Raw genomic sequence first — 24,412 nt, 5'->3', positions numbered from 1 at the left:
CCACTGGGGTGATGCCGCCAGGGTGATGCCGCTGGGACAATGCCGCTGGGACAGTGCCGCTGGGGTGATGCCGCTGGGACAATGCCACTGGGACAATGCCCGCGGATGCCGCCCGCCGGTCGGCGCAAAGGTAATGCCGGCACAGTGTGCAGCCGGCTACGTGCTTTCCCCGGCCTGTGCCGCGGCCAACGTCCCGGCCAGCGCCACGGCCTGCTTCAAAAAAGCGGACCGGTCATCACGCCGATAACTGACGATCACGGGTGATGAAAATCCCGGGGTGATCAGCGGTGCGTAGCCAATGTCGTCCCGATGCAGCCGCCGCACCGACGCCGGCACCGCCGTAACCCCCAAGCCCGCCGCCACCAGGCCGATTGCGGTCTGCAGTTCGTTGGCTTCCTGCACGATGTTCAAGGTATGACCGGCCGCGCGGAACAGCGCCAGCACGTGGTCGGCATAACTGGGACGGGGCCGCGCCGGATACAGCACGAAGGGCAAAGGCGCAAGGTCGGCCGCCGTCACCCCCGCGTCGCCCTTGCGCAGCAACAGCGGGTGGGCGTGCGGGAACACGGCCACCAGCGGTTCGGCCATCAATACCGTGCGTTCAATGGCCGGGTCATCGAACAGGATGCGGCCAAAGCCGACATCAATCCGGCCGGCCTTCAGGGCGTCCATCTGCTGCAGCGTCGTCATTTCCGACAGGCCGACTTCGACCTGCGGATCGGCGCTGCGCACGCGGCGGATCAGTTCCGGCACAAAGCCGTACAGCGTCGACGGCACGAAGCCGATGCCGAACCAGCGCCGCCCCTGCTGTCCGATGCGCTGCGTGCCCTCCACCATCTCCTGGAAGCGCAGTGTCAGCTGCAGCGATTGTTCCAGCAGGAAGCGGCCCGCCTCGGTCAGCTTGAGCGCCCGTTCGGACCGGTCGAACAAGGCCACGCCCAGATCCTCTTCCAGACTCTTGATCTGCCGGCTGAGCGGCGGCTGCGCCATGTGCAGGCGCGCGGCGGCGCGGGTGACGTTGAGTTCCTGCGCCACCATCTGGAAATATCGCAATTGCCGGAGGTCCATTCGATACCTTCAGAGTATGGCAAACGACAAATATAGTCTTGGACGACCGCAGCGTCACTACGCATACTTGGCCAGATCGACCCTTCCGATCAAAAAAGTATGGATCACCCTAACGTTGTCGCAGTAGAAACCTTGATTGTCGACCTGCCGACGATTCGCGCCCACCAGCTGGCGATGACCGTCATGAACACGCAGTCGATGGTGATCATGCGTCTGCGCTGCTCGGACGGTATCGAAGGCATTGGCGAAGCCACCACCATCGGCGGGCTGAGCTATGGCGAGGAAAGTCCGGAAAGCATCAAGCTCAACATCGACACCTACCTGGCGCCAGCGCTGGTCGGCCGCGACGCCACCAATATCCATGCCGCGATGGCCAGGCTGGCCCATACCGCGCGGGGCAATACCTTTGCCAAATCCGCGCTGGAGACCGCGCTGCTCGACGCGCAGGGCAAGCGCCTGGGCGTGCCGGTGTCCACCCTGCTGGGCGGCGCCGTGCGCGAGCGCCTGCCCGTGCTCTGGACCCTGGCAAGCGGCGACACGCAGCGCGACATTGCGGAAGCCGAGTCCCTGTTGGAATCACGCCGGCACAACACATTCAAGCTCAAGATCGGCCGCCGCGCCGTGGTCGACGATGTGGCCCACGTATGCGCCATCAAGCGCGCCCTGGGTGACCGCGCCCGCGTGACGGTGGACGTGAACCAGGCCTGGAATGAAGCCGAAGCGGCGGGCGCGATTGCCCAGCTGGAAGCCAATGGTGTCGACCTGATCGAGCAGCCCTTGCCGCGTGCCCATCTTGCCGGCATGGCCCGGCTGGCCGCGCGTTTCGTCGTGCCGATCATGGCGGACGAAGCCGTGCACAGCCCGGAAGACGCGCTGGACATCGCCCGCCTTGGCGCGGCCGACGTGCTGGCGCTCAAGATCGCCAAGTCCGGCGGTCTGCATGGCCTGGTGCGCACCGCCGCGGTCGGCGACGCCGCCGGCATGGCCCTGTACGGCGGCACCATGCTCGAAGGCAGCGTGGGGTCGATTGCATCGGCGCACGTGTTCGCCACCCTGCCCCGTTTGGCGTGGGGCACCGAACTGTTCGGCCCGCTGCTGCTGACCGACGACATTGTCGTCAACCGCCCCGAATTCCGCGATTTTGCATTGACCGTGCCCACCACCCCCGGCCTGGGGCTCGAGCTGGATGACGACAAGCTCAAGCACTACCGCCGGCAAGGCACCTGAGGAGACCCACCATGATGTTCCTGGTCCGTATGGACGTGCGGATTCCGCACGGTCTGCCCGCCGCCGATGTCGACGCCATCAAGCTGCGCGAAAAGAACTACTCGCAAGACTTGCAGCGCTCGGGCAAGTGGCAGGCGATCTATCGCGTGGTCGGCGAATACGCCAACTACAGCCTGTTCGATGTCGAGTCGAACGATGAACTGCACACCCTGCTGTCCGGCTTGCCGCTGTTCCCGTACATGGAAATCCACGTGACGCCCCTGGCGCAACATCCTTCTTCCATTCGCTGAACCGCAAGCTTTTACCTATAACGGAGACTGTTTTGACCCTTTTGAACCCGTCGCGCCGAATCCTCGGCGCGCTGGCGCTGACTGCGCTTGCTTCCGCCCTGGCCCCCACGGCCTTTGCGCAGACCTACCCCGACCGCCCCGTGCGCTGGGTCGTGCCCTTCCCGCCCGGCGGCGCCATGGACAACATCGCGCGCACCCTGGGTGAAACCATGGGCGCATCGCTTGGCCAATCCTTCGTGATCGAAAACCGCCCTGGCGCGGGCGGGAACATTGGCGCAAGCAGCGTGGCGCGTTCGGCGCCCGATGGCTACACCATCATGATCGTGGCCAACGGCATGGCGGTGAATCCCTTCCTGTACCGCAGCATGAACTACGACCCGATCGCCGACTTCGCGCCGATCTCGCTGCTGGCCGTCGTGCCCAACGTGCTGGTCACCAACCCCAAGCGCAATGACGTCAAGACGGTGGCGGAAGTCATCAGCAAGGCCAAGGCCGCGCCCGGCAAATACACCTATGCGTCGGCCGGCGTCGGCACGTCCATCCATCTGGCGGGCGAGCTGTTCGCGTCCATGACCGGCACCAACCTGCTGCATATCCCGTACAAGGGCAGTGGCCCGGCCATTGCCGATATGCTGGGTGGCCAGGTCGACTACATGTTCGACAGCGTCACCTCGGCCAAGCCGCACATCGACGCCGGCAAGCTGACCGCCATCGCCGTCACCACCAGCAAGCGGTCCGCCGCCCTGCCGAACGTGCCGACCATTGCCGAAGCAGGCGTGAAGAATTACGAGCTGACGCCGTGGTTCGCCGCCTTCGCCCCGGCCGGCACGCCGCAGCCGATCATCGACAAGCTGAACGCGTCGATGCGCGAAGCGTTGAAGAGCCCGAAGGTCCAGGCGACCTTGGCATCCATCGGCGCGGAACCCATCGGCGGATCGCCCGCGGAACTGAAGACCTATCTGGCGGAAGAAACCAAGAAGGGCAAGGCGCTGATCACCGAGCGGAACATCAAGGTGGATTAAGAATGATGAACGCCACCAATTCCAGGTGGCGTCGACCCGCAAACAGCGCACCGGACAACGGTGCGTTTTTTATGCGCGTTTGTGCTTGACGCGCACCGCAGCCGCCGCCCACGTGGCCGAAAGCGCCAGCAAGGCCAGGTCAAACCCGGCCAGCACCCCGTCCCCGTCAATGAAGCTCCGTACCAAATGGCGATCCGTCGTGAGCGCGTTCACCACTGGCAGCAATCCGTACGCCGCGGCGGCGATCGCCAGCTGTTCCGTCCAGATGCGGTGGAGCGGCCGCAGCGACGCGTGAATGGCCAGGACCAGCCAGGTCACGAACAGCACATTCACCTCCACCGCCGCCCGGCCCGCAAGGTCTGCCGGCACAAGGCGGTTGGCCCAGAAGTAGGCGGCGATCGCGATGGGCAGCCCGACGATGGCGGCCACATTGAGCCGTTCCACCAGCCTCAGGCCTGCGTGGTGCACCGGGCGGCCGCGCTCGGCACGTTGCCGCCGCTTGACGGTCCATAGCACCATGCCGGTGGCGATCATGGCGGCGCCCAGCAGGCCCGACAGCACATACAGCACGCGCAGGAGCGGTGGCGCGAACTGGCCTTCATGCAGCCCCAGCATCAGGTCACGAAAGGCCTTGGGGCCGGACTGCCAGGCGGGGCGTTCCGCCATGAGCTGCCCCGTGATGCCGTCATAGGCCAGGATGTCGGTCGCCCGCATCGGCCCGGCCGAAAAGTCGCCGACAACGGTGACCCTTGCATTCGCATCGTAGGGGTTCCGGATGTCCAGCGCGGCGATCGGCGCAGCGCCCCAGCGCTGGTGTGCGTCCATGGCAATGCGGTCCAATGGCAGCGGTGTTGCCGCGCGGCCGGACGCTTCCGCCGGCGCCAGCGGCACGAAGACGTCGTTCAGGAACGCGGCGCGACCAGTGTCACCCGGCCCGTACCAGGGGACGACGATCAGCGGCATGAGCGTGAACATGACGAAGACCAGGCCGGAATACGTGATCATCACCTGGAAGGGCAGCGTGAGGACGCTGACGGCATTGTGCGCATCGAGCCAGGATCGCTGGCCCTTACCCCAACGGAAGGTAAAGAAGTCCGCGAAGATTTTTTTGTGCACGACGATGCCGGTGAGCAAGCCGATCAACATGACGACGGTTGCGATACCGACGATCCATTCGCTGGCCATCTGCGGAAGGTAGTGCAGCTTCCAGTGCATCTGATACAGCGCCTGCCCGCCGCCGGTGCTGCGGACGGGTAGCTCGGTGCCGGTGGCCGGGTCGAGGTAGGCCGAGCCTGAGGTCTGGACGGTGGCGCGGGGGCGCGCGCCGCCTGCCACGCCACTTCCAGATACGGGGTATTCCGGTCGATCGGCAGGGTGATGCTCCAACGCCGCGCGCCGTGCGCATGCTCGGCCAGGTAGGCCGTGGCCAGGCGAATCGACGCATCCGTCGCCTGCGGCGTTTGCGACACGGCCGCCATCGGCAATTCCGGCCGCATCCACCGGTCGATTTCGGTGTCCACATACCCGATCGTTCCGGTGATGAACATGAAGTACAGCAGCCAGCCCATCAGCACCCCCAGCCAGGTGTGCAGCCCCGCCATCGACTGACGGAACCCGGGGGGTTCGCGGCCTGCAGCAAATACCCACATGACCGCCCCGGCGTACACCAGGAAGCTCAGTTGCATCGCAACCAGGACCGCATCCACACGGTCCAGGCCCCACCCGGCCACCAGCAGCACCGGCAACCCATTGGCCACCGCGTAGCCACCCGCCACCGCGACAAGGGCGCGCCAGAGCACGCTCCGACGGGCGAGCGTCATCAAGTGAATGACCCGCCCGATGCGCCCTGCCGCGGCGGCGCAAAGGCGCATGCCGGCGCAAAGGCGCATGACAGCACGACGGCGCATCGCGCCGCGCACGCGCGCGGGCCCGTGCAACCCGCGGATTTCCCGCCCGCATTCATGCTGCGCTTAGATATCCGCGGACAGCGACAGCAGCAGCGTGCGCGGGGCGCCGATCGTCAACCCCTGGCGCGCCGCCGACTGCCAGTAGTTCCTGTCGGTCACGTTTTCGATGGCGGCGCGAATCGTGATGGGCGTCTTGCCCGCCACGAAGCGATAGCGGGCGCCGACGTCAAAACGCGTCCAGCCGGGAATCCGCTGGACGTTCGCGGTATCGACGAATTGCGAGCTGGTCCGCACGGCGCGCGTGGTCAGTGTCAGGCCCACCAGAAAGGGCGTATCCCATTCGGCAGCGGCATTGAACTGCAGACGGGGCACGGCAGGCGCATTGCGGCCGTCGTTCAACCCGCCTTCGGTTCGCGTCAGCTTGCCGTCGGTAAAGGCGGCGCCCGCCAGCAGGCGAACGCCGGTTGCGACTTCGCCCTGCGTCACCAGTTCCAGGCCCTGATTGCGCTGCTGACCATCCACGCCAAAAATGTTGGTGACGGGGTTGCGGTAGCCGTTGGCCCGTTCTATCTGGAACGCGCTGAAGGTGGCGGCGAACCGGCCAAAGTCATATTTGGTGCCGATCTCCACCTGCCTGGCCTTGGAAGGCGGGAACATCTGATTGGCGTTGACGGCATCGGCGGGCGCCGTGGGCCCTTGGGTCAGGCCTTCGATGTAGTTGCCATACACGGACAGAACCGGCGTGACCTTGAACACCAACGCCGCGACAGGCGTCACGGCGCTTTTCTTGTAACCCGGGTCCACGCGGTTGCCCGTCACGGCATCGAAGTTCGAGGATTCGACTTGCTGACGCCGGGCGCCCAACGTCAGCTGGATGCGCTGGTCGGCCGTCGATATCGTGTCCGCCAGGGCAATGCTGTTCAGTCGTGTCTGCCCCGTTTTTGGAACGCCGTCGGCAATGGCGATCTCGGGCCGAGGGTTGAACACCGGCGAATACAGGTTGGATGAAATCACCGACCCGTTCTGACGGCGCGTGCCGCTGTTCTGCGTCAGCGTGCTGACACTGGCGACCGCGACGTGCTGCAGGCCGCCCGTGGCGAATCTGCCCTGCACGCCGCCTTCGGCGGTGCGGGTGTCGACATACTGGTTCAGGCGAACGGGGCGTCCGACCAGGCTGCCATTGGGATTTTGCAGCAGGAACGAGGTCTGCAGGCTGGTGAAGTCATAGTTCATGGCGCCTGCCGCGCCGTAGGCTGTCACGTCGGGCGAAATGTCGACTTCGCCGCGCACCGTGGCAGCCACTTCTTTTACGTCCCAGTATGTCCAGTCTGGCAGAAAGTTCGTTTTGTTGTCGGGCGCGCGGCCGATCGGCACGCCGGTATCCGGCAGCAACAGCCCGCTGCGCGCGCCGGTGCGGCGCTTCTGGTAATTCACGTCGGCTTCAAGGCGCACCTTGTCGCCTTGGTAGTCGACCCCAAGGGCAGCCGCGCTGAGCGCCGAACTGGAGTGGTCCACGGGCGTATCTCCCGACCGCCGGATGGCATTGAGCCGCACGCCCCATTCCTTGTTCTCGCCAAAGCGGCGGGCCAGGTCGACATGGCTGCCGAACTGGCCGCCTTCCATGTAGGACAAGGTCACGCGATTGAGCGGATCCGGGCCGGCGCGCTTGGGCACCAGGTTGATGGCGCCGCCCACCGAACCGGCGGGCGCCATGCCGTTCAGCAGGGCATTGGGACCGCGCAGGACATCGACCCGCTCCACGCCAATCAGCGAACTGGAATCGCGTGGCGACATGCCATACAGCCCGTTGAACGAGATGTCGTAGTTGAACAGCGTGAAGCCGCGAATGTTGAATTCGTCTCGGCCCGCATCGCGCGAATACGTGTTGCGAATGGCGGGATCATTGACCAGGACATCGCCCAGGTTCTGCGCCTGCTGATCCTCGATCAGTTGCGACGTGTATTGCGTGGCGCTGAAGGGGGTGTCGAGCATGTCCTTGTTGCCCAGGATACCCAGGCGTGAACCCCGCGATACCTGGCCGCCGGCATACGGCGCCGGCAGGCCGGACGCAATGGCGTCGGCGGTCACGCTGACGGCAGGCAGGGTCGAAACGCCTGCCGGGCCGGCCGCCTGGCGCTGGATCGTGATCGTGCCTGGCCCGCTGCGCACCGGCACCAGACCGCTGCCGCGCAATGCCGTGTCGAGGGCCTGCTGCAGCGTCAGGGTGCCTTGCAGTGCGGGCGCTGCCCTGCCTGCCAGCAAGGCGCCGTCGGCCCCGATCGCCACGCCCGACTGCCGCGACAAAGCGTTCAGCGTCTGCGCAAGCGGCTGTGCCGGCAAGGCGACCGACAGCGGGGTAGTGGGCAACGGGGCGTTCTGCGCGGCTGCGGGGCTGGGCGCAAGCGCCAGGCCGAATGCGGCGCTGCATGCCAGGGCGATGGCGCAGAGCGTCTGCGTGGCGGCGGTGTCGGCACGCGGGGTGACACGCGGGTTGGCACGCGCCACAGGGCCTGCGCCGGGCAGCGCTGCAAGGGAGTGTTGTCGCATCATGGACCTTGTCCTTGGGTGGGTTTCAGGCAGAAGACCAAGAAGTCGCCCAAACCCTGACAACTATTTTTGCGAGCGCAATTCGATGGTGGCGGGTTCGCCCGCGGCCCGCGTCACGCGGACCGGCAACATGTCGGGCAGGCCCTGCAGAAAGGCTTGGGGATCGCGCAGCGGAAAGCTGCCACTGACCCGCAGTTCGCGCAGCCGGGGCAGGTCGCGCAAGAGAAAGGGTTGCGGCACGTAATCGTTCCAGCGGGCCACGGCTTCCGGCAATGGCGTGTTGTCGAAGACCAGCCAGCCTTGACGCCACGCGCCCACATCGTCGGGCGGCAACGTGCGGCGCGCGCCCAGACCGTGCCTGTCCACGTCGATGGCCTGACCCGCTTGCAGCACGACCGGGGGATCGTCCGTCAGTACGCCTGGCGTGTCCGCCGATCCGCCTGCATCGCCGTAGGGCCACACGCCAACGCGTCCGTCCGCCACGGCAACGCGCATATGCCCTTCGCGGGCGCTGACCGTGAATATCGTTCCAAGCACACGCACCCGTCCCCAGTCGGTCATGACCAGGAAAGGGCGATCCGGATCATGGGTGACGCGGAAGCGGACTTCGCCGGCCGCCAGGCGCACTTCGCGGCGGTTGCGGTAAACCGCAACCTGGCACGCCGTGCGCGCGGCCAGGCTGAGCTCCGACCGGTCCGACAGCGTGCGATCCAGCTGCTGCGCCTTGCCGGTCGACAGGGCCAGCTGCTCCAGCGGCTGTTGCCAGTACCATCGCCCGCCCCCGGCAAGGGCAGCCACCACGCCGCCCGCGCCCAGCATGCCCAAGGTCCGGCGGCGCGCGGCCTGGGAGGGGGACTGGCGGTGCGGAAGCGGTAACGTCCCCTGAAGCGCGCTGGCGTCCGAGCCGGCCCACAGGCGTTCCGCCGCCGCCACGGCCTGGGCGTGCGCGGGGCTGCCGGCGCGCCATCTGGCAAGTTCCTCGCGCGCGGCCTGCGCCACGTCGGGACTGGCCTTGTGCGTGCGGCCGACCAGCAGCAGCGCCCTTTCGATCATGGCACGGGAAGGCAGCGTGGACGTCATGGACAGGTCATCGAAAAAAGTGGGGCCATCAGAACGCGGGGGCGCCATGCCGCCCGCGTCATCCGCGCGCCGCCGACACGCCCGAGCAGTCCAGGATGCCGCGCATGACATGCCGCTCGATCGCGCCGACATTCAATCCCATCCGTTCGCCAGCTTCTGCGTAGCTATACCCGTGCACCCTGACCAGAATGAACACGGCGCGGCGCTTGGGAGGCATGACGGCAAGGCGCTGCATCAGGCGATCGAGCTGCTGGCGGGCCATGACCTGCCCCTCGACCGACGGCAGGCTGTCGGCGGACACCAGGCCCAAGGTGTCCAGCACCCGCTGTTCCGCCGCCCGCCGCGCCGCAGCCGTGGCCGCAATATTGCGCCCGGCGTGATAGAGCAATGCGCGCGGTTCCAGGACAGCGCCGCCCGAGTGCTGCAACGCATAGATGCGCGCATAGGCTTCCTGCACCACGTCCGCGGCGGTATGGCCGTCGCCTGACTTGCGCGTGAAATACCGTAGCAGTTCTTTGTAGTAACGCTCGGGCACGGAATGAGCTGGTCGGTTGGAGGTGGGAGCTGCGCCGCGTCCGGAAGGCAGGACGGAACGGCAGTGCAATCACGCTGATTGCTTGGGCACCGCAAGTGTATAGCAATGATTCTCATTCTTCATCCCACCCTGTGGCGGGCGCGCCGACAACCCGGCAACAAAAAAGCGGCCCGAAGGCCGCTTGTTTCGCGCACGCCCTGCGCTCGTGCACAGGGGCAATGCCCTAGGCAGGTCAGTTCAAGGAATCCGCCACACCCGCCGCATGGGCCTGTTCGTCGGCGTGGTACGACGAGCGCACCATGGCGCCCACCGCCGCATGGGTGAACCCCATCGCATAGGCTTCACGTTCGAACATCTTGAACGTGTCTGGGTGAACATACCGCAACACCGGCAGGTGATGTTCCGACGGCTGCAGATACTGGCCGATGGTCAGCATGTCGACGTTGTGCGCGCGCATGTCGCGCATGACTTCCAGGATTTCCTCGTCGGTCTCGCCCAGGCCCAGCATCAGGCCGGACTTGGTCGGGACATTCGGGTGCAGCGCCTTGAAGTCGGCCAGCAGCTTGAGCGAATGCTTGTAGTCCGACCCCGGGCGCGCCTGCTTGTACAGGCGCGGCACGGTTTCCAGATTGTGGTTCATGACGTCGGGCGGACCGGCGTTCAGGATGGCCAGGGCGCGGTCCAGGCGGCCGCGGAAGTCGGGCACCAGCACTTCGATGCGGGTGGTGGGCGACAGTTCGCGCGTCTTCTGGATGCACTCGACAAAGTGGGCGGCACCGCCGTCGCGCAGGTCGTCGCGATCGACCGACGTGATCACGACGTAGTTCAACTTCATGGCGCCGATGGTGCGGGCGAGATTGAGCGGCTCGTCGGTGTCGAGCGGGTCGGGGCGGCCGTGGCCGACGTCACAGAAGGGGCAGCGGCGGGTGCACTTGTCGCCCATGATCATGAACGTGGCGGTACCCTTGCCGAAGCATTCGCCGATGTTTGGACATGACGCTTCTTCGCACACGGTGTGCAGCTTGTGTTCGCGCAGGATCTGTTTGATCTCGTAGAAACGCGAACCCGGCGAAGCAGCGCGCACGCGGATCCAATCGGGCTTTTTCAGCTTTTCGGCCGCGACCACCTTGACGGGAATGCGGGAGATCTTGGCCTCCGACTTCTGCTTCTTAAGCGGGTCGTAGGACTTGTTGATGATGACGGGTTCGGCGGGGGTGGCCGCGCTGGCCGCATCAACGGACGTATCGACTACAGAGCTCATGGCTGGTGTTCCTGAACAGCGGGGCCGGGGTAGAACCGGGGGCTGTGATTGGTGATAACCCCTTATTCTACCGCCGCCAAGGGGTCCCGCGTTGTTGCACTGCGGGACGCCTCGCCAGTGGGCGCCAGCAGCTGGGTGGCCAGATGGGCGGCCAGCCGGTCGCCTGCCGTGACCAGGTCCATCTGAACTCCGCAGGCGGCAAGGTCCACTGTGCGCAGGCCGGCGTAGCCGCACGGGTTGATGCCGTCGAAGGGCGACAGGTCCATCGCCACATTCAGCGCCAGCCCGTGATAGGTGCAGTGCTTGTGTACCTTGATGCCGAGGGCCGCGATTTTGGCCAGTTCGAGCGGGTGGGCGGCAGCGGCCGGGCCGGCATCGGCGGTAGCGCCGGGAAGCTCGCCAGGGGTCCGCGGCAGTCCCGCCGACGGCCGCGGCCACGGCACGTAGACCCCCGGCGCGCCGGCCTTGCGCTGCGCGTCGTGGACGCCGAATTCCGCCAGGGTATCGATCAGCGCCTGTTCCACGCGCGACACGTATTCCTTCACGAAATAACCCGTGCGCCGCAGGTCCAGCAGCACGTAGGCCACCACCTGACCGGGCCCGTGATAGGTCACCTGGCCGCCCCGGTCGCTTTGCACGACCGGAATGTGACTGGGCGCCAGCAGATGCTCGGGTTTGCCAGCCAAGCCCTGCGTATAGACGGGGGAATGTTCCACCAGCCACAGTTCATCGGGCGTGTCGGGCGTGCGTGCCGCCGTGAAGGCGCGCATCGCTTCCCAGGTGGTCTGGTAATCGGAGGGACGGGGCAGCCAGCGGATCAGCATGCCGCAACCGAAGCAGGCACCACGGAGGCAGGCAGCACAGGAACATTCGCCAGTGAAGCCGTCGCCATCCAGACAGACGCCACCACAGCAGGCCGTGCCCCCGCCCGCCGCCCTGGCCTGCATCCGACGCCAATCATCACAGGACGATCTTGACCATCGGGTGGCCGCTCAATTCCTGATAGAGCGCATCGAGCTGTTCACGCGACGTGGCGCGCACGGTGAAGGTGAGGCCCAGGTAATTGCCACCCTTGCTCGGCCGCATTTCCACCGTGGCGGGGTCGAAGACCGGGTCGTGACGCAGCACGACTTCGGTCAGCGTGGCCGCGAATTCGGGGTGGTGCTGACCCATCACCTTGATGGGAAAGTCCGACGGATACTCGATCAACGAGGTCCGGTCGTCAGGGGATTCGATTTTGTCCATGATCACAACGCCGCAATGGCCTCGTCGTATTCCTTGCGCAGCCGCGCATAGACCGGTCCGGGTTTTCCGGTGCCGACCGGCTGGCCGTTGTAGGACACGATGGGCAGGATTTCTTTGGTGGCCGACGACAACATCAATTCGTCGGCCGCTTGCACTTCGGCTTCGGAAACGGGACGAATGTCGATCGGCAGGCCGCGCGCGGCGGCAAGGCCTTCGATGAACCCGTAGCGGATGCCTTCGAGGATCAGGTGGTTCTTGAGCGGCGCGATGATCGCCCCGTCTTTCACCACCCAGATGTTGCTTGACGACCCTTCCGACAGGAAGCCGTCGCGGAACATCACGACTTCCTGAGCCTGATGATCCACAGCGTACTGCTTGGCCAGCACGTTGCCCAGCAGCGACGTGGACTTGATCTCGCAATGCAGCCAGCGTTCGTCGGGCATGCTGACGACGCTGACGCCGTGCTCGCGTTGACGCGCATCGGGCCGCGTGAACGGCGACGTCATGCCGAACACGGTAGGCGTCACGTCGTGGGTCGGGAAGGCGTGATCGCGCTTGGCCACGCCGCGGGTGACCTGCAGGTAGACGAACTGGTCGTCGGCGGGCGAACTGGCAATCAGCTGGCTGACCAGGTCTTCCCACTCCACCAGGGTGTGCGGGTTGCGGATGCGCAGCGCGCCCAGGCTGCGTTCCAGGCGAGCCAGGTGATGGCTCATGCGGAACGGCTTGCGGTGGTAGACCGGCACGACTTCGTAGATGCCGTCGCCGAAAATGAAGCCCCGGTCGAGCACCGAGATCTTTGCTTCCGACAGTGGCGACCACGCGCCGTTCAGATAGACCAGTGGGTCGCCCGTGATCCCGTCGATCATCCCGTTTCCTTGAAGATTATTTGAACCAGAGACGCATGGCGTCGAAGGCGCGGCCAAAGATGCCGGCCAGCTCGACAGGCTCCAGCACGACCAGCGGCACTTCGCGCACCGGCTTGTCGTTCAGCGTGAGCTTGAGCGTACCCACTTGCTGGCCCGGGAGCAACGGGGCCACCAGCGGATCGGTGCGTTCGATTCCCGATTTGATGTTGCCGGCCTGGCCGCGCGGCACCGTCACCCAGATCGGCTGCGGCGAGCCCAGCTTGGCGGTCTTGGCGCTGCCCTTCCACACGGGCGGTTCGGCCACGGCCTGGTTGGCCGCGTACACCCGCACGGTGTCGAAGTTCTGGAAGCTCCAGTTCATCAGCTTCAGGCTTTCCTGCGAGCGCGAGTGCTCACTTGCGGCGCCGACCATCACGGTCAGGATACGGCGATCGCCGCGCATGGCCGATGCGATCAGGCAGTAGCCGGCCGCATCGGTATGACCCGTCTTCATGCCATCGACCGACGGATCCAGGAACAGCAGGCGGTTGCGGTTCGGCTGCGAAATCTTGTTGTACGTGAACTGACGTTCCTTGTAGTACGTCGAGTAGTACGCCGGGTGGTCCTGGATCAGGCGCTTGGCCAGCAGCGCCAGGTCGCGCGCGGTGGTCACGTGCGTCGGATCGGGCAGGCCGGTCGAATTCACGAAGTGCGTGTTGTTCAGACCCAGGCGCAGGGCCTCCTGGTTCATCAGCGTGGCGAAGGCTTCTTCGGTTCCCGACACGGCTTCGGCCAGGGCCACCGTGGCATCGTTGCCTGACTGGATGATCATGCCGCGGATCAGTTCGTCGACCGTGACCGGCTTGCGCGGCTCGATGAACATGCGCGAGCCGCCCGTGCGCCAGGCCTTTTGCGACACGTTGATGGTCTGGTCCAGCGTCAGGCGTTTTTCCTTCAGCGCGTTGAAGACCAGATAGGCCGACATCACCTTGGTCAGCGACGCAGGTTCCACCCGTTCGTCGGCACGGTCCTCGGCCAGCACCTGGTCGCTGGTCACGTCGATCGTCACCCACGACCGGGCCGCGATGGCCGGCGCCGGGATGGCCGACAGCAGGCCCACCGATGACATCGACGGCGCGCTGGGCTGCGCCGTTGACGTGGTGGCGGCCGGCGCCGCGGCGGGGCCGGCGGCGGTGGCGGGTGCGGTCGGAGTCGGCGCTGCGGCAAAGGCGGCAGGCAGTGCGGTGGACGTGACGAGCATGGCCGAAGCCAGGGCGGTCAGGGCGTATCGACGACCTGTGGCACCCAGAGTGGAACGCAGATTCATGGGGGAGAATTCGAGTCGTGCATGCGGGACTGGGCGCCGGCCGGCGGTACGAAGCCAGGGACGACGGGATCGCTTGACCCGGCATGCGAGATGGAAAAGACCGATTATAGGCACCCCGGCCAGCCGGGGTCCGGCGCGGATCCGGCCGGGGAATGCAACGGATTGCTACTGTTGCCAAATCAGGGGCGTGTCAGGTGCGCCAGTACCAGGCGTTTGACGATGGTCAGATTGCCGTGGAAAAAATGGCCCGCACCGGGGATGACGGTGACGGGCAGCGATTGCGGCCGCGCCCAGTCCATGACGGATGACAGCGGCACCGTGTCGTCCTGCTCGCCATGGATCACCAGCGTGTCTTCGGGCACGGTGGCGACCTGGAAGCGGCTGGCCGCAGTGCCAAGCAGCATCAGCGCCGACACCGGCAGGCCACGCGGGCTGTCGGGACCGCAGGCCGCAAACACCTGGCTTGCCACGGCGCTGCCGAACGAGAAGCCCGCCAGCGCAAAACGCCCCCGGCCAGGGCCGGATGGCGTTCGCGGAACTGGTCCACCAGATCCGCCATGTCCAGCGCTTCGCCAAGGCCGTTGTCGAACACGCCTTCGGACTTGCCGATGCCGCGGAAATTCGGCCGCACCGTTACGTAGCCTTCCTGCACGCAGGCGCGCGACAGGGTCGTCACCACCTTGTTGTCGCGCGTGCCGCCAAACAGCGGATGGGGATGCAGCACCAGCGCCCAGCCGATGGCGCCGGCCATCCCGCCGTCGGGGATATCCAGCGCGCAGTCAATGACGCCGGCCTGGCCGGTGAAGGTAATGGTCTCGGAAGAAGCTGGCATGCGTGTCCGGAAAACAGGGTGGAAGCGGTTTCAGATCATCAGCCGTTCGACCGGCTGACCTTTGACGAAGTGCGAATCGATGATCTCGTCGATATCGCTTTTGTCGACGTACGTATACCAGACGCCCTCGGGGTAGACGACCAGCACGGGCGCCTCTTCGCAGCGGTCCAGACAGCCCGCCTTGTTGATGCGGACTTCACCCTTGCCCGAGAGGCCCAGGGACTTGATGCGCTTCTTGGCGTATTCCTGCATGGCCTGCGCGTCGCGGCGGGCACAACTTGGGCGCGAGGCTTTTTCCTCGCGCTCGTTCAGACAGAAAAACACATGATGTTTGTAGTAGGAACTCATGGACAGGCGTCCTTCAAAGAGGGGGAGCGGCAATGACGGGGGTCCGATGCGGACGCGTCAGCCAGACCAGCGCCGCGACGGGCCAGATCACCGACAGGCCAAGCGTGAGCGATTCCAGATGCAGCCATCCGGCGCGGAACACGGTCGACATGCCGAAGTACTGATCGGCCGGAAACAGGTTGACGATCGCAAGTTGCGCGACCAGCGCGGCGATGCCCAGGCCACGCTGGACACCGTTCGGCACATACGACAACAGTACCGCGAAAGCCACGCCAACGCAGCCGCCCACCACCGCGCCTTCGGTCAGCCAGATGGCCGGATCGAGTCCCGGAATGGCCAGCGGCTGCAACAGCACCTTGATGGTCAGCGCCAGCACCACCAGGGCGACGGGCAGCACGCCGCGCGCAGTCACCGGTTTGGCGCTGTGAAGCAGCAGCATGGAAGCGCCCACCGTGGCGACGGCCGTGCAGATCTGCTCGGCCCAGATCCGCTGCATGGGGGCGGGGGCCCAGAACTCGGCCACCAGTTCGGCCGGGAAGGCGGCCCAGTCGCCAAGCAGCAGCCAGAATTCACCGGTGCCGAACAACATGGGTTGACGCGGCACCTGCACGATCACCCACAGCGCGGCCAGGATCAGCGCCGGGCCCGCGTCGGGCAGGAACCAGCGCAGGCGCCACTTGAGCAGTGCGCTGTGGCCGATCAGCCGGCGGGCCGTGGCGACGCCCACCAGCGCGCCCAGCAACGCCCCTGCCGCGTTGGCGGCCAGGTCCACATTGGACGAGATGCGGTCGGGCAGGAAGGTCTGCAGCGCTTCCAGGCCGCCGGAAACACCGCCGCACACCAGCACGGCCAGCAGCACGGCCAGCGCGCCCCGGCAATGCGGGTAGACGGCCCAGACGAACAGGGCCCCCGCCGGGAAGTAGGCGGCGACGTTGGCGGCGATTTCCGAACCGACCCAATAGCGGGGCCACGGCGCCTTCAGATAGGCGAATGCAGGCACCCCGACGTCCATCCAGTCGGTAAAGGGATACAGGCTGGCGTAGGCGACCAGCAGCAGCACGATCAACAGCGCCAGCCGGGCCAGCGGCGCGGCGTGGCCGAGTGCCGGAGGCGCCGGCTCGGCCGCAGGGCCAACGATGTTCATGAAAGATGAATGACATGCATTTGCGACATGCCCCTAAGTTTACGTGGAGTCGGCGTGTCGTTCTTGCCCAACCGTAGCCGCCTCGGGAAAAACCGGGTACGGCCCGGCGTTGCGGCCTACAATCCCGCCCATGTTCGCGTCTTCCGCCTCTGCCGGGGACCCTGCGTCCCCCACCCCGAACCTCTTTGCCGACCGCGTCGCGCGGCGGTTGCCAGACTGGCACGATGTCAGCTGGGTGACCGAAACCGCCTCGACCAACGCCGATCTGCAGCGCGCCACGCGCGCGGCGCTGGCCGACTGGCGCGGCCCGTTGCTGCGTGGCGCCGACCTGCAGACCGCCGGCCGTGGACGTGCCGGCCGCCCGTGGCGCACCCAGGCGGGGGACGCCCTCCTCTTTTCGTGCGCCCTGAATACCCGGCTGCCCCCGCGCAGTTGCCACCGCTGTCGGTGGTGGCGGGCGTGGCGGCGTGCGAAGCCCTGAACCGCTTCCTGCCGGCCGCCGCCCAGCCCGTTACGGTCAAATGGCCCAATGACCTGCAGTGGGGCAGCGCCAAGCTGGCCGGCATCCTGCCCGAAACCGTCAGCCTGCCGGCGGGGCGGCGCGCCGCGCCGCACCAGATCGGGCTGGTGCTGGGTATCGGCCTGAACCTGCGCGGCGGCGCGGCGCTGTCCACCCATCTGGGCCGGGCGGTTGCCGATTGGTCGATGACCGGTGGGCAGGCCGATCCCGCCGATCTGGTGGCGGCGATCGCCCAGGCCTGGCGCGGCGCGATCGATACGTACGCGGCGGAAGGTTTCGCCCCGTTCGTGACCCGATTTGCGCGGCAGGACGCGCTGGCCGGGCACACGGTGCGGGTGCTGGATGGCGGCAACGTTTTGTTCGAGGGCATGGCCAGCGGGATCGACGCGACCGGCCGGCTGCAGGTGTCGACCACGGAAGGGCTGCGCGCCGTGACGGTGGGCGACGTGTCGGTGCGCAGCGCATGACGGCGCAAGGGCTGCCGTCGGCGGGGGCGGGTAGCGGGGCAAGTCGCCGGGACCCGCCTGTGCCTGCATTGACCGCTTTGCTGATCGACGCGGGCAATACCCGGGTCAAGTTCGGGCTGCGGCGCGAGCGCGATTATTCGGCGTCGCCCGCGCCGCGTGAAACGATGCAGACGGCGTTTTCGTACGACGAGGCCGAGGCGATCGCGGCCTGGCTGGATAGGGTGCTGGGCGAGGAAGGCGTTACGCAAGGCAGTACGCGTGCCTTGGATGGGCATGTTGTCGCGCCGAGTGGCGTTACCGCTACGCCGGGTGGTGTTACCGCTGCGCCGAGTGGTGTTACCGCTGCGCCGAGTGGCGTCACCGCTGCGCCGGGTGGCGCAGCTCCCGCTTTCTCCGCCGTACTCGGCAGCAATGTCGCTGGCCCGGCCGTGCAGCGCATGCTGGACGACCTGCTGGCCGCCCGTGGGGCGGTCATCCAGTGGCAGGCCGCCACGGCATCCCGGCTGGGCCTGGTCAATGGCTATCGCGAACCGACCCGCCTGGGACCGGACCGGTGGCTGGGCATGGTGGGCATCTGGGCCTGCGCACAGCGGGCGGCTTTCCTGACCACGGCGCCCCTACCCACCGAGCATCTCCTTGCCCACTTCGGCACGGCCACCACGCTCGACACCATCGACGCCACCGGCCATTTCGTGGGCGGCATGATCCTGCCGGGCCGCGACATGATGCGGCGGTCGCTGGCTACCGGCACCGCCAACCTGCCCGCGGCGGAAGGCCACATCCAGCCTTTTCCCGGCGACACGCACGATGCCATTGCCTCTGGCGTGGCAGCGGCCCAGGCGGGCGCGGTGGCGCGGCAGTGGCTGGCCGTGCGCGACCGGTACGGCCGGCCGCCGCTGCTGCACGTCAGCGGCGGGGCCTGGCTGTCCATTGCGACGGAAGTACAACACTTGCTGGGCGCCATTGGATCGACGCAGATCATCCGTGTGGTCGATAATCCGGTGTTGGACGGCCTGGCGTGTGTGGCCGAGGCCGACGCGCATTCCCCGTCTTCCCACCGTTCGTGAAATCTGCCCGCCATGCGTAGTGTGTTCGTCGTGTTGCTCCTCGCCAACCTGGCCCTGTTCGGTATCGGCCACGGCTGGTTCGGCCAGGCCAAGTCGCAACGCGGGCGCGAGCCGGCGCGGCTGAACCAGCAGATCCGCGAAGAAGCGATCGAAGTGCCCCGGATGCCGGGCGTGAATGAAACAGGGCCGCGGTCATCCGGACCGGAATCGGGAAGCGCGGCAACCGCCGCACCCGCCGGGGGACCCGCCGCTACGGCCGGTTCCGGCGCCGCCGCCGTGCTGGTGCCCGCCACCGCACCGCAGGCGGCAGGCACGTCGGCCACCCCCGCGCCCGATGCGTCCACCGCCGCCAGCGCGGCATCCACGGCGACCCTTGCCTGCCTGGAATGGGGCAGCTTCAGCGACGCTGAACTGCCCGCCGCGCAGCGCTGGGCCGAAGAACGCCTGACCGGCGCCCGCGCCGACATCCGCCGCATCGGCGACCGGCCGAACTGGATGGTGATCGTGCCGGCATTTGCCGATGCGGACGCCGCGCAGGCTGCCGCGATCCAGCTCAACCGCCGTGGCGTGAAGGACCTGTTCGTGATCCAGGAAGCCGGTCCTTACCAGAATGCGATTTCGCTGGGCGTCTTCCGCAACGAAGACAGCGCGCACCGCCAGGTCGACATGCTGCAAGGCCAAGGCGTGCGCAATGCCAAGGTGGTGACCCGGCCCGGCGGCACCATCCGTTCATGGCTGGTGGTGCGCAACGCGACGGCCGCTCAGCAGCAGGCGCTGCAGGCCGCGCGCGCAACGTTCACACGGCAGACCGTCGGCAGCTGCTGACAGCAAGCCCCCGCCGTCCGCGCCTGGCGTTACTCGCCCCGGATCTTCTTCACCAGCCGCGTCGTCGACCGGTCATGTTCGAAGTCGATCGCGACGGCATCGCCTCCCCAGCTGCGCACCAGATGCGTCTCGGGCAGCGTCTCCATATCGTAGTCGCCCCCTTCACGATCAAGTCCGGCCGCAGCAGCGCAATCAGCGCTTCGGGCGTGTCTTCATCGAACCAGGTCACGGCATCGACACAGGCCAGCGCGGCCAGCAAGGCGGCGCGATCGGCTTCGGTATTCAGCGGGCGGTCAGGTCCCTTGCCCAGCCGGCGCGCCGACGCATCGGTGTTGATCGCAACAATCAGTGCACTGCCCAATTGCGCGGCGGCATCCAGATAGGTCACATGACCGCGATGCAGGATGTCGAACACGCCGTTGGTGAACACCAGCGGGCGCGGCCAGCGCTGGTGCGCGATAGCCTCGGCGCAGGCCTGGGGGGTCAGGATCTTGGATTCGTAACGGGCCGGCACGGGCAAAGTCCCTGAAACAAAAGCGTACATGGCGAAAGGAAGCGGCCATTGTAGTGCCGCCCCGGCGGGTACTATGGCGCTGCGCCCATCCTGCACGCCACGCCAGGCACTGACGTCCGCATGCGGATCCATGCGTGCCGACCCGCGCGCACCCGACCGCTCCGCCCCCTGTACCCATCCCTCGCGTCTTCACGCCGTCAACGTCCATGTCCGCTCCCCTCGCTTCTTCCGCCGCGCCCGCCGCTCGTCCCATGTCGGGCTGGACCACGCTATTGCTGGCCGTTGCCTGCGGCATCATCGTCGCCAATCTGTATTACGCGCAGCCGCTGATCGGTCCCATCAGCGGCGACTTGAAGCTCCCGCCAGAAGTCGCCGGGGTCATCGTCACGTTGACGCAGATCGGCTATGTGCTGGGCCTGCTGTTCCTGGTGCCCCTGGGAGACCGGCTGGAAAATCGCAAGCTGGTGGTGGGGGTATTGATGCTGACGGCGGGCGCACTGGCCGTGACTGCCTTCGCGCGTTCCACGCCCGTGTTCCTGGCCGCGTCGGTATGCGTGGGACTGGGCTCGGTCGTGGCGCAGATCCTGGTGCCGTTTGCCGCGAACCTCGCGCCCGAGGCCACGCGCGGGCGCGTGGTGGGCAACGTCATGAGCGGGCTGTTTGCCGGCATCATGCTGGCCCGCCCCATCGCCAGCCTGGTGGCCGACGTGTTCGGCTGGCATGCCGTGTTTGCCGGATCGGCCGTGGCCAATCTGTTGCTGGCGGGCTTCCTGCTGCGCACCCTGCCCCGCCGACAGCCCCAATCCAGCATGGCCTATCCGGCCCTGCTGCGGTCGATGTGGAACCTGCTTCGCACGTCGGCACTGCTGCGCCGCCGCGCGGTCTATCACGTGTTCGCGTTCGGCACCTTCAGCCTGTTCTGGACCACCGTGCCACTGCTGCTGGCCAGTCCGGCCTTCGGCATGTCGCAGTCGCAGATCGCATTGTTCGCGCTGGCCGGCGTGGCCGGCGCCGTGGCGGCGCCCGTCGCAGGACGCCTGGCGGATCGCGGCTTGGTCCGCTCGGGCACCTTCCTGGCATTGGGCCTGGTGGCTGCCGCGCTGCTGCTGGCGATTCTTGTGCCTCCATCCATGCCGGGCGCGCTGGCCGCCCTGGTCGTCACCGCCATCGTCATCGATATGGGCGTGTCCGCGAACTTGATCCTGAGTCAGCGGGTCATATTCTCCATTGGCGCCGACGTGCGCAGCCGGGTGAACGGCGTCTTCATGGCGTTGTTCTTCGCGGGCGGCGCAGCCGGTTCGACCCTGGGCGTCTGGACCTATGCCCATGGCGGATGGATGACAACCTTATGGGTGGCATTGGCCTTGCCGGTGCTGGCCCTGCTGTACGCTTTCACGGACAAACGATAGGACTTCCCTGCCCATGCGCATTCTGCTGGTTGAAGACGACATCATGATCGGCGAGACCGTGCTGGATGTGCTGCGCGCGGAACACTATGCGGTGGACTGGGTCAAGCGCGCGGGCCAGGCCGATACGGCGCTGCGCACCGAGCACTATGACCTAGTGTTGCTGGACCTGGGCCTCCCTGATAGGGATGGCCTGAGCGTGCTGCGTGACCTGCGCGCCCGGCAGGAACGCCTGCCCGTGTTGATCGCCACCGCGCGCGACGCCGTCGACCAGCGCATTGCCGGACTGGATGCCGGCGCCGACGATTACGTCGTCAAGCCGTATGACGTCGATGAACTGCTGGCCCGCATCCGCGCACTGATCCGGCGCAGCGCGGGCCGCGCCGAACCGGTCTATGTGCATGGCGAGGTCAGCATCCATCCGGCTACACGCGAGGTGCTGGTGGCCGGGCAGCCCGTGACCCTGACGGCGCGCGAGTGGGCGGTGCTCGAGCCGCTGCTTGCGCGCCCGGGAATGATTCTGTCCCGCGCACAGCTGGAAGAAAAACTGTACAGCTGGAAGGACGACATCAGCAGCAATGCGGTCGAAGTGTATGTGCATGGTCTGCGCAAGAAACTGGGCAACGACCTGATCCAGAACGTGCGCGGGGTCGGGTATCTGGTGCCGAAGACGGGCCCTGCGGCATGACGAATCCAGCACAACGCTTCTGCATCACTACGCCAACATGATGATCGCGGCATGACGTTCTCCATCCTCCATTCCCTGCGCGCGCGGCTGCTGTTCTTCCTGTTCGCCGCGATCCTTCTGACCGCCATCGTGCAAGGCGGCGTCGCCTATCGTGGCGCATTGGCGCAGGCGGACGAGATCTTCGACTACCACCTGCAGCGCACGGCATTTTCCTTGAGCGCCGGCAACCCCATCGCCAACCTGCCTGGCAATGGCGAGGGCGGTGAGATCCCCGAAGACCGCGATCTGGTGATCCAGGTCTGGACGCCCGACGGCGTTCGCGTGTTCCGGTCCGCGCCGCGCCTGCCCTTGCCCGATCGGACGGTGCTCGGCTTTTCGGACATGGAATGGCATGGGGCCACCTATCGCGTGTTCTCGCTGCAGACGCGATCGCAAGTGATCCAGGTCGCGCAGGACATGGCCGTGCGCACGGGCATGGCAAGTACGCTGGCCTTGCGCGCCGTGTGGCCGATCGCCGCGCTGGCGCCCTTGTTGATGCTGGTGGTGTGGTGGGTCATCAGCGTGTCATTGCGGCCGGTGGATCGCGCGCGCAGGCAGGTGGCGAGCCGTCAGGCCAACGACCTGTCGCCCATCGGTGACCAGGGCCTGCCCGACGAAGTGCGGCCACTGGTCCATGAACTGAACCTGCTGCTGTCGCGCGTGCAGGACGCGTTTGCAACGCAGAAGCGGTTCGTGGGCGACGCCGCCCACGAACTGAGATCGCCGCTGGCCGCGCTCAAGCTGCAGATCCAGTCCTTGCAGCGCGCGGCCGACGACCCGGCGCGCGAGACGGCCACGCGCCGGCTGGCCGCCGGCATCGACCGGGCGACGCATATGGTCGAACAACTGCTGTTGCTGGCGCGGCAGGAAGGTGGTGCGACACCCGCGACATCCCTGCCCGCGTCGGCCACATCGCTACGCGATGCGGTGCGGGTGGCCATTGCCGATGTGCTGCCGCTGGCGCAGGCGCGCAACATTAATGTCGGGATGGTGCAAGACGACGACGTCGGCATTTACCTTCCCCATGACGAATTGGTCGTGCTGGCGCGCAACCTGATCGACAACGCAGTGAAGTACACGCCGGGGCCGGGCCGGGTGGACGTGGCGATCCGCCGTCACGCAACCGCCCTGCCCTCCGGCGATGGTCCGACCGCGCCCGCGCCTTCATCGCTTGCGGCGGCCCCGGCATCCGGCGCGATCCTGACCGTCGATGACAGCGGCCCGGGCATTCCGGCAGCCGACCGCGAACGCGTCTTCGACCGCTTCTATCGCGCGTCAGACGCGACCGGTGTCGGCAGCGGACTGGGCCTGGCGATCGTCAAGGCGATTGCCGACAGACATGGCGCGACGATCGTCCTCGATCGATCGCCCACCCTTGGCGGGTTGCGCGTGCAGGTGAGCTTCCCGCTTCCTGACGTCGCTTCCCGACCCCGATAACAGCACGACCCGGGACGCGCGACATCCGCGGCGCCCCACCCCTGGAGACTTTGGCATGACCCTTTCAGCAAGCAGCGGCCGTACGGTATTGGGCCTCTTGCTCGCCGGCGGACGCGGCACCCGCTTTTCGCCGGACGCCAGCCGCAACAAGTTGCTCGCGCGCATCGACGGCCATGCCGTCTGTGTCGGCGCGGCACTATCCCTGAAGAACGCGCAACTGCGCGTCCTTGCGGCCACCTCCCCCATTCGCCCGATGTCGGCAAGGCATTGGCCGCGGCCGGATGCGAAGTGCTGGTCTGCGATCGCGCGTCCGAAGGCATGGGCATGACGCTCGCGCAAGCCGTGATGCAGGCCACCGCGCGCGAAGCCGCCGCCGGCAACGAGCCGCCCTGCTGGTGCGTGATGCCCGCCGACATGCCGCGCATTTCGACCGCCACCATCGTGCGGTTGCTGGACGTGTGGCGCAAGCTGCCCGCCGCCACCCGCCGCAAATGCGTGCTGGCGCCGGCCTACCGCGGCGTGCGCGGGCACCCGGTGCTGTTCGGGTCGGACTGGAGCGCATCGCTGGCCACGCTGGAGGGAGATGAAGGCGCGCGGTCCCTGATCCGCGGCCGGTTGACCCTGATCGAAGTGGACGACCCCGGCTGTCTGTTCGACGTGGATACGCCCGAGGCACTGACGACGCCGCGCGTCGGGCGTACCGCAATGGGCTGACGACGCAACTCGGCCTGAGTAAACCGACGCCGCGGATCCATGCCGCCATTCGAT

Annotated in this window: 23 protein-coding genes and 3 pseudogenes; 12 read left to right on the top strand and 14 right to left on the bottom strand. The window is 66.9% G+C overall.

Going from position 1 to position 24,412, the window contains the following annotated elements; translation table 11 throughout:
* Nucleotides 1-156: 156 nt before the first annotated feature.
* The gene (locus ACNANG_RS16125) at nt 157-1,068 is read right to left on the bottom strand and encodes a LysR family transcriptional regulator (RefSeq protein ID WP_420223837.1); all 912 of its coding nucleotides are present in this window, start codon (nt 1,066-1,068) and stop codon (nt 157-159) included.
* 99 nt (nt 1,069-1,167) lie between these two features.
* On the opposite strand from ACNANG_RS16125, the gene ACNANG_RS16120 reads away from it, so the two are divergent.
* From ACNANG_RS16120 to ACNANG_RS16110, 3 genes are read left to right on the top strand one after another with little or no spacing between them, the layout of a single operon-like run.
* Nucleotides 1,168-2,295, top strand: a complete 1,128-nt coding sequence (locus ACNANG_RS16120) for a muconate/chloromuconate family cycloisomerase (protein WP_420223836.1) — start codon at nt 1,168-1,170, stop codon at nt 2,293-2,295.
* An 11-nt stretch (nt 2,296-2,306) separates the two neighbouring features.
* The gene (gene catC / locus ACNANG_RS16115) at nt 2,307-2,585 is read left to right on the top strand and encodes a muconolactone Delta-isomerase (protein WP_420223835.1); all 279 of its coding nucleotides are present in this window, start codon (nt 2,307-2,309) and stop codon (nt 2,583-2,585) included.
* Between the two features lie 41 nt (nt 2,586-2,626).
* Nucleotides 2,627-3,607 carry a tripartite tricarboxylate transporter substrate binding protein gene (locus ACNANG_RS16110; protein ID WP_420227560.1) on the top strand — a complete coding sequence of 327 codons (981 nt, stop codon included), beginning with the start codon at nt 2,627-2,629 and terminating at the stop codon, nt 3,605-3,607.
* 69 nt (nt 3,608-3,676) lie between these two features.
* On the opposite strand, the pseudogene ACNANG_RS16105 reads toward ACNANG_RS16110, so the two are convergent.
* From ACNANG_RS16105 to ACNANG_RS16050, 12 genes and pseudogenes are all read right to left on the bottom strand, one after another.
* Nucleotides 3,677-5,154, bottom strand: a pseudogene (locus ACNANG_RS16105) (PepSY-associated TM helix domain-containing protein).
* 423 nt (nt 5,155-5,577) lie between these two features.
* A complete protein-coding gene (locus tag ACNANG_RS16100; RefSeq protein WP_420223834.1) occupies nt 5,578-8,064 on the bottom strand; it encodes a TonB-dependent siderophore receptor in 2,487 nt (828 codons plus the stop codon).
* Nucleotides 8,065-8,124: 60 nt separating this feature from the next.
* The gene (locus tag ACNANG_RS16095; RefSeq protein WP_420223833.1) at nt 8,125-9,141 is read right to left on the bottom strand and encodes a FecR family protein; all 1,017 of its coding nucleotides are present in this window, start codon (nt 9,139-9,141) and stop codon (nt 8,125-8,127) included.
* Nucleotides 9,142-9,199: 58 nt separating this feature from the next.
* A complete protein-coding gene (locus ACNANG_RS16090; protein WP_420223832.1) occupies nt 9,200-9,676 on the bottom strand; it encodes an RNA polymerase sigma factor in 477 nt (158 codons plus the stop codon).
* Nucleotides 9,677-9,908: 232 nt separating this feature from the next.
* Complete coding sequence (gene lipA, locus ACNANG_RS16085) at nt 9,909-10,937, bottom strand: lipoyl synthase (protein ID WP_420223831.1); 1,029 nt, start codon at nt 10,935-10,937, stop codon at nt 9,909-9,911.
* 62 nt (nt 10,938-10,999) lie between these two features.
* On the bottom strand, nt 11,000-11,758 hold the full coding sequence (gene lipB, locus ACNANG_RS16080; RefSeq protein WP_420227559.1) for a lipoyl(octanoyl) transferase LipB: 759 nt from the start codon (nt 11,756-11,758) through the stop codon (nt 11,000-11,002).
* Nucleotides 11,759-11,897: 139 nt separating this feature from the next.
* Nucleotides 11,898-12,182: a DUF493 family protein gene (locus tag ACNANG_RS16075; protein WP_420223830.1), complete on the bottom strand. Its 285-nt coding sequence runs from the start codon at nt 12,180-12,182 to the stop codon at nt 11,898-11,900.
* A gap of 2 nt (nt 12,183-12,184) precedes the next feature.
* The gene (locus ACNANG_RS16070; RefSeq protein ID WP_420223829.1) at nt 12,185-13,051 is read right to left on the bottom strand and encodes a D-amino acid aminotransferase; all 867 of its coding nucleotides are present in this window, start codon (nt 13,049-13,051) and stop codon (nt 12,185-12,187) included.
* A gap of 16 nt (nt 13,052-13,067) precedes the next feature.
* Nucleotides 13,068-14,357, bottom strand: coding sequence for a D-alanyl-D-alanine carboxypeptidase family protein (locus ACNANG_RS16065; RefSeq protein ID WP_420223828.1), 1,290 nt, complete (start codon nt 14,355-14,357; stop codon nt 13,068-13,070).
* Between the two features lie 179 nt (nt 14,358-14,536).
* Nucleotides 14,537-15,189 (bottom strand): annotated as a pseudogene (locus ACNANG_RS16060) (alpha/beta hydrolase).
* Between the two features lie 30 nt (nt 15,190-15,219).
* Entirely contained in the window at nt 15,220-15,537 is a 318-nt protein-coding gene (locus ACNANG_RS16055) for a (2Fe-2S) ferredoxin domain-containing protein (RefSeq protein WP_420223827.1), read from the bottom strand.
* A 13-nt stretch (nt 15,538-15,550) separates the two neighbouring features.
* The gene (locus tag ACNANG_RS16050) at nt 15,551-16,681 is read right to left on the bottom strand and encodes a VanZ family protein (RefSeq protein ID WP_420223826.1); all 1,131 of its coding nucleotides are present in this window, start codon (nt 16,679-16,681) and stop codon (nt 15,551-15,553) included.
* 130 nt (nt 16,682-16,811) lie between these two features.
* On the opposite strand from ACNANG_RS16050, the gene ACNANG_RS16045 reads away from it, so the two are divergent.
* The 4 genes from ACNANG_RS16045 to ACNANG_RS16030 are packed head-to-tail and all read left to right on the top strand — an operon-like array spanning nt 16,812 to nt 19,560.
* Nucleotides 16,812-17,162, top strand: coding sequence for a hypothetical protein (locus ACNANG_RS16045; RefSeq protein ID WP_420223825.1), 351 nt, complete (start codon nt 16,812-16,814; stop codon nt 17,160-17,162).
* Entirely contained in the window at nt 17,114-17,668 is a 555-nt protein-coding gene (locus ACNANG_RS16040) for a biotin--[acetyl-CoA-carboxylase] ligase (RefSeq protein ID WP_420223824.1), read from the top strand. The genes ACNANG_RS16045 and ACNANG_RS16040 overlap by 49 nt, the downstream gene beginning before the upstream one ends.
* Nucleotides 17,669-17,727: 59 nt before the next feature.
* Nucleotides 17,728-18,735, top strand: coding sequence for a type III pantothenate kinase (locus tag ACNANG_RS16035; RefSeq protein WP_420223823.1), 1,008 nt, complete (start codon nt 17,728-17,730; stop codon nt 18,733-18,735).
* A 12-nt stretch (nt 18,736-18,747) separates the two neighbouring features.
* Entirely contained in the window at nt 18,748-19,560 is an 813-nt protein-coding gene (locus ACNANG_RS16030; protein WP_420223822.1) for a hypothetical protein, read from the top strand.
* Between the two features lie 29 nt (nt 19,561-19,589).
* Here the strand turns inward: ACNANG_RS16030 and rfaE2 are convergent.
* A pseudogene (rfaE2, locus tag ACNANG_RS16025) lies at nt 19,590-20,074 on the bottom strand (D-glycero-beta-D-manno-heptose 1-phosphate adenylyltransferase).
* A gap of 206 nt (nt 20,075-20,280) precedes the next feature.
* On the opposite strand from rfaE2, the gene ACNANG_RS16020 reads away from it, so the two are divergent.
* The 5 genes from ACNANG_RS16020 to ACNANG_RS16000 are packed head-to-tail and all read left to right on the top strand — an operon-like array spanning nt 20,281 to nt 24,358.
* Nucleotides 20,281-21,483 carry an MFS transporter gene (locus ACNANG_RS16020; RefSeq protein ID WP_420223821.1) on the top strand — a complete coding sequence of 401 codons (1,203 nt, stop codon included), beginning with the start codon at nt 20,281-20,283 and terminating at the stop codon, nt 21,481-21,483.
* Nucleotides 21,484-21,496: 13 nt separating this feature from the next.
* Nucleotides 21,497-22,168 carry a response regulator gene (locus tag ACNANG_RS16015; RefSeq protein WP_420223820.1) on the top strand — a complete coding sequence of 224 codons (672 nt, stop codon included), beginning with the start codon at nt 21,497-21,499 and terminating at the stop codon, nt 22,166-22,168.
* Between the two features lie 51 nt (nt 22,169-22,219).
* A complete protein-coding gene (locus ACNANG_RS16010; protein WP_420223819.1) occupies nt 22,220-23,644 on the top strand; it encodes an ATP-binding protein in 1,425 nt (474 codons plus the stop codon).
* 55 nt (nt 23,645-23,699) lie between these two features.
* Complete coding sequence (locus ACNANG_RS16005; RefSeq protein WP_420223818.1) at nt 23,700-23,972, top strand: hypothetical protein; 273 nt, start codon at nt 23,700-23,702, stop codon at nt 23,970-23,972.
* Nucleotides 23,933-24,358 carry a nucleotidyltransferase family protein gene (locus tag ACNANG_RS16000; RefSeq protein ID WP_420223817.1) on the top strand — a complete coding sequence of 142 codons (426 nt, stop codon included), beginning with the start codon at nt 23,933-23,935 and terminating at the stop codon, nt 24,356-24,358. Before ACNANG_RS16005 ends, ACNANG_RS16000 begins: the two co-directional genes overlap by 40 nt.
* Nucleotides 24,359-24,412: the final 54 nt, after the last annotated feature.

The sequence above is a fragment of the Pigmentiphaga litoralis genome (assembly GCF_048632615.1).
Taxonomy (GTDB): Bacteria; Pseudomonadota; Gammaproteobacteria; order Burkholderiales; family Burkholderiaceae_B; genus Pigmentiphaga; species Pigmentiphaga litoralis_B.
The sequence above is the reverse complement of the archived record's forward strand: the minus strand, read 5'-3'. Positions and strand labels throughout refer to the sequence as shown.

What these genes read in the sequence shown, in the direction of transcription:
- ACNANG_RS16125 (WP_420223837.1), bottom strand. Translation starts at nt 1,068, where the DNA reads ATGGACCTCCGGCAATTGCGATATTTCCAGATGGTGGCGCAGGAACTC.
- ACNANG_RS16120 (WP_420223836.1), top strand. Translation starts at nt 1,168, where the DNA reads ATGGATCACCCTAACGTTGTCGCAGTAGAAACCTTGATTGTCGACCTG.
- catC (WP_420223835.1), top strand. Translation starts at nt 2,307, where the DNA reads ATGATGTTCCTGGTCCGTATGGACGTGCGGATTCCGCACGGTCTGCCC.
- ACNANG_RS16100 (WP_420223834.1), bottom strand. Translation starts at nt 8,064, where the DNA reads ATGATGCGACAACACTCCCTTGCAGCGCTGCCCGGCGCAGGCCCTGTG.
- ACNANG_RS16095 (WP_420223833.1), bottom strand. Translation starts at nt 9,141, where the DNA reads ATGACGTCCACGCTGCCTTCCCGTGCCATGATCGAAAGGGCGCTGCTG.
- lipA (WP_420223831.1), bottom strand. Translation starts at nt 10,937, where the DNA reads ATGAGCTCTGTAGTCGATACGTCCGTTGATGCGGCCAGCGCGGCCACC.
- ACNANG_RS16075 (WP_420223830.1), bottom strand. Translation starts at nt 12,182, where the DNA reads ATGGACAAAATCGAATCCCCTGACGACCGGACCTCGTTGATCGAGTAT.
- ACNANG_RS16070 (WP_420223829.1), bottom strand. Translation starts at nt 13,051, where the DNA reads ATGATCGACGGGATCACGGGCGACCCACTGGTCTATCTGAACGGCGCG.
- ACNANG_RS16065 (WP_420223828.1), bottom strand. Translation starts at nt 14,357, where the DNA reads ATGAATCTGCGTTCCACTCTGGGTGCCACAGGTCGTCGATACGCCCTG.
- ACNANG_RS16055 (WP_420223827.1), bottom strand. Translation starts at nt 15,537, where the DNA reads ATGAGTTCCTACTACAAACATCATGTGTTTTTCTGTCTGAACGAGCGC.
- ACNANG_RS16050 (WP_420223826.1), bottom strand. Translation starts at nt 16,681, where the DNA reads ATGAACATCGTTGGCCCTGCGGCCGAGCCGGCGCCTCCGGCACTCGGC.
- ACNANG_RS16045 (WP_420223825.1), top strand. Translation starts at nt 16,812, where the DNA reads ATGTTCGCGTCTTCCGCCTCTGCCGGGGACCCTGCGTCCCCCACCCCG.
- ACNANG_RS16030 (WP_420223822.1), top strand. Translation starts at nt 18,748, where the DNA reads ATGCGTAGTGTGTTCGTCGTGTTGCTCCTCGCCAACCTGGCCCTGTTC.
- ACNANG_RS16020 (WP_420223821.1), top strand. Translation starts at nt 20,281, where the DNA reads ATGTCCGCTCCCCTCGCTTCTTCCGCCGCGCCCGCCGCTCGTCCCATG.
- ACNANG_RS16015 (WP_420223820.1), top strand. Translation starts at nt 21,497, where the DNA reads ATGCGCATTCTGCTGGTTGAAGACGACATCATGATCGGCGAGACCGTG.
- ACNANG_RS16010 (WP_420223819.1), top strand. Translation starts at nt 22,220, where the DNA reads ATGACGTTCTCCATCCTCCATTCCCTGCGCGCGCGGCTGCTGTTCTTC.
- ACNANG_RS16005 (WP_420223818.1), top strand. Translation starts at nt 23,700, where the DNA reads ATGACCCTTTCAGCAAGCAGCGGCCGTACGGTATTGGGCCTCTTGCTC.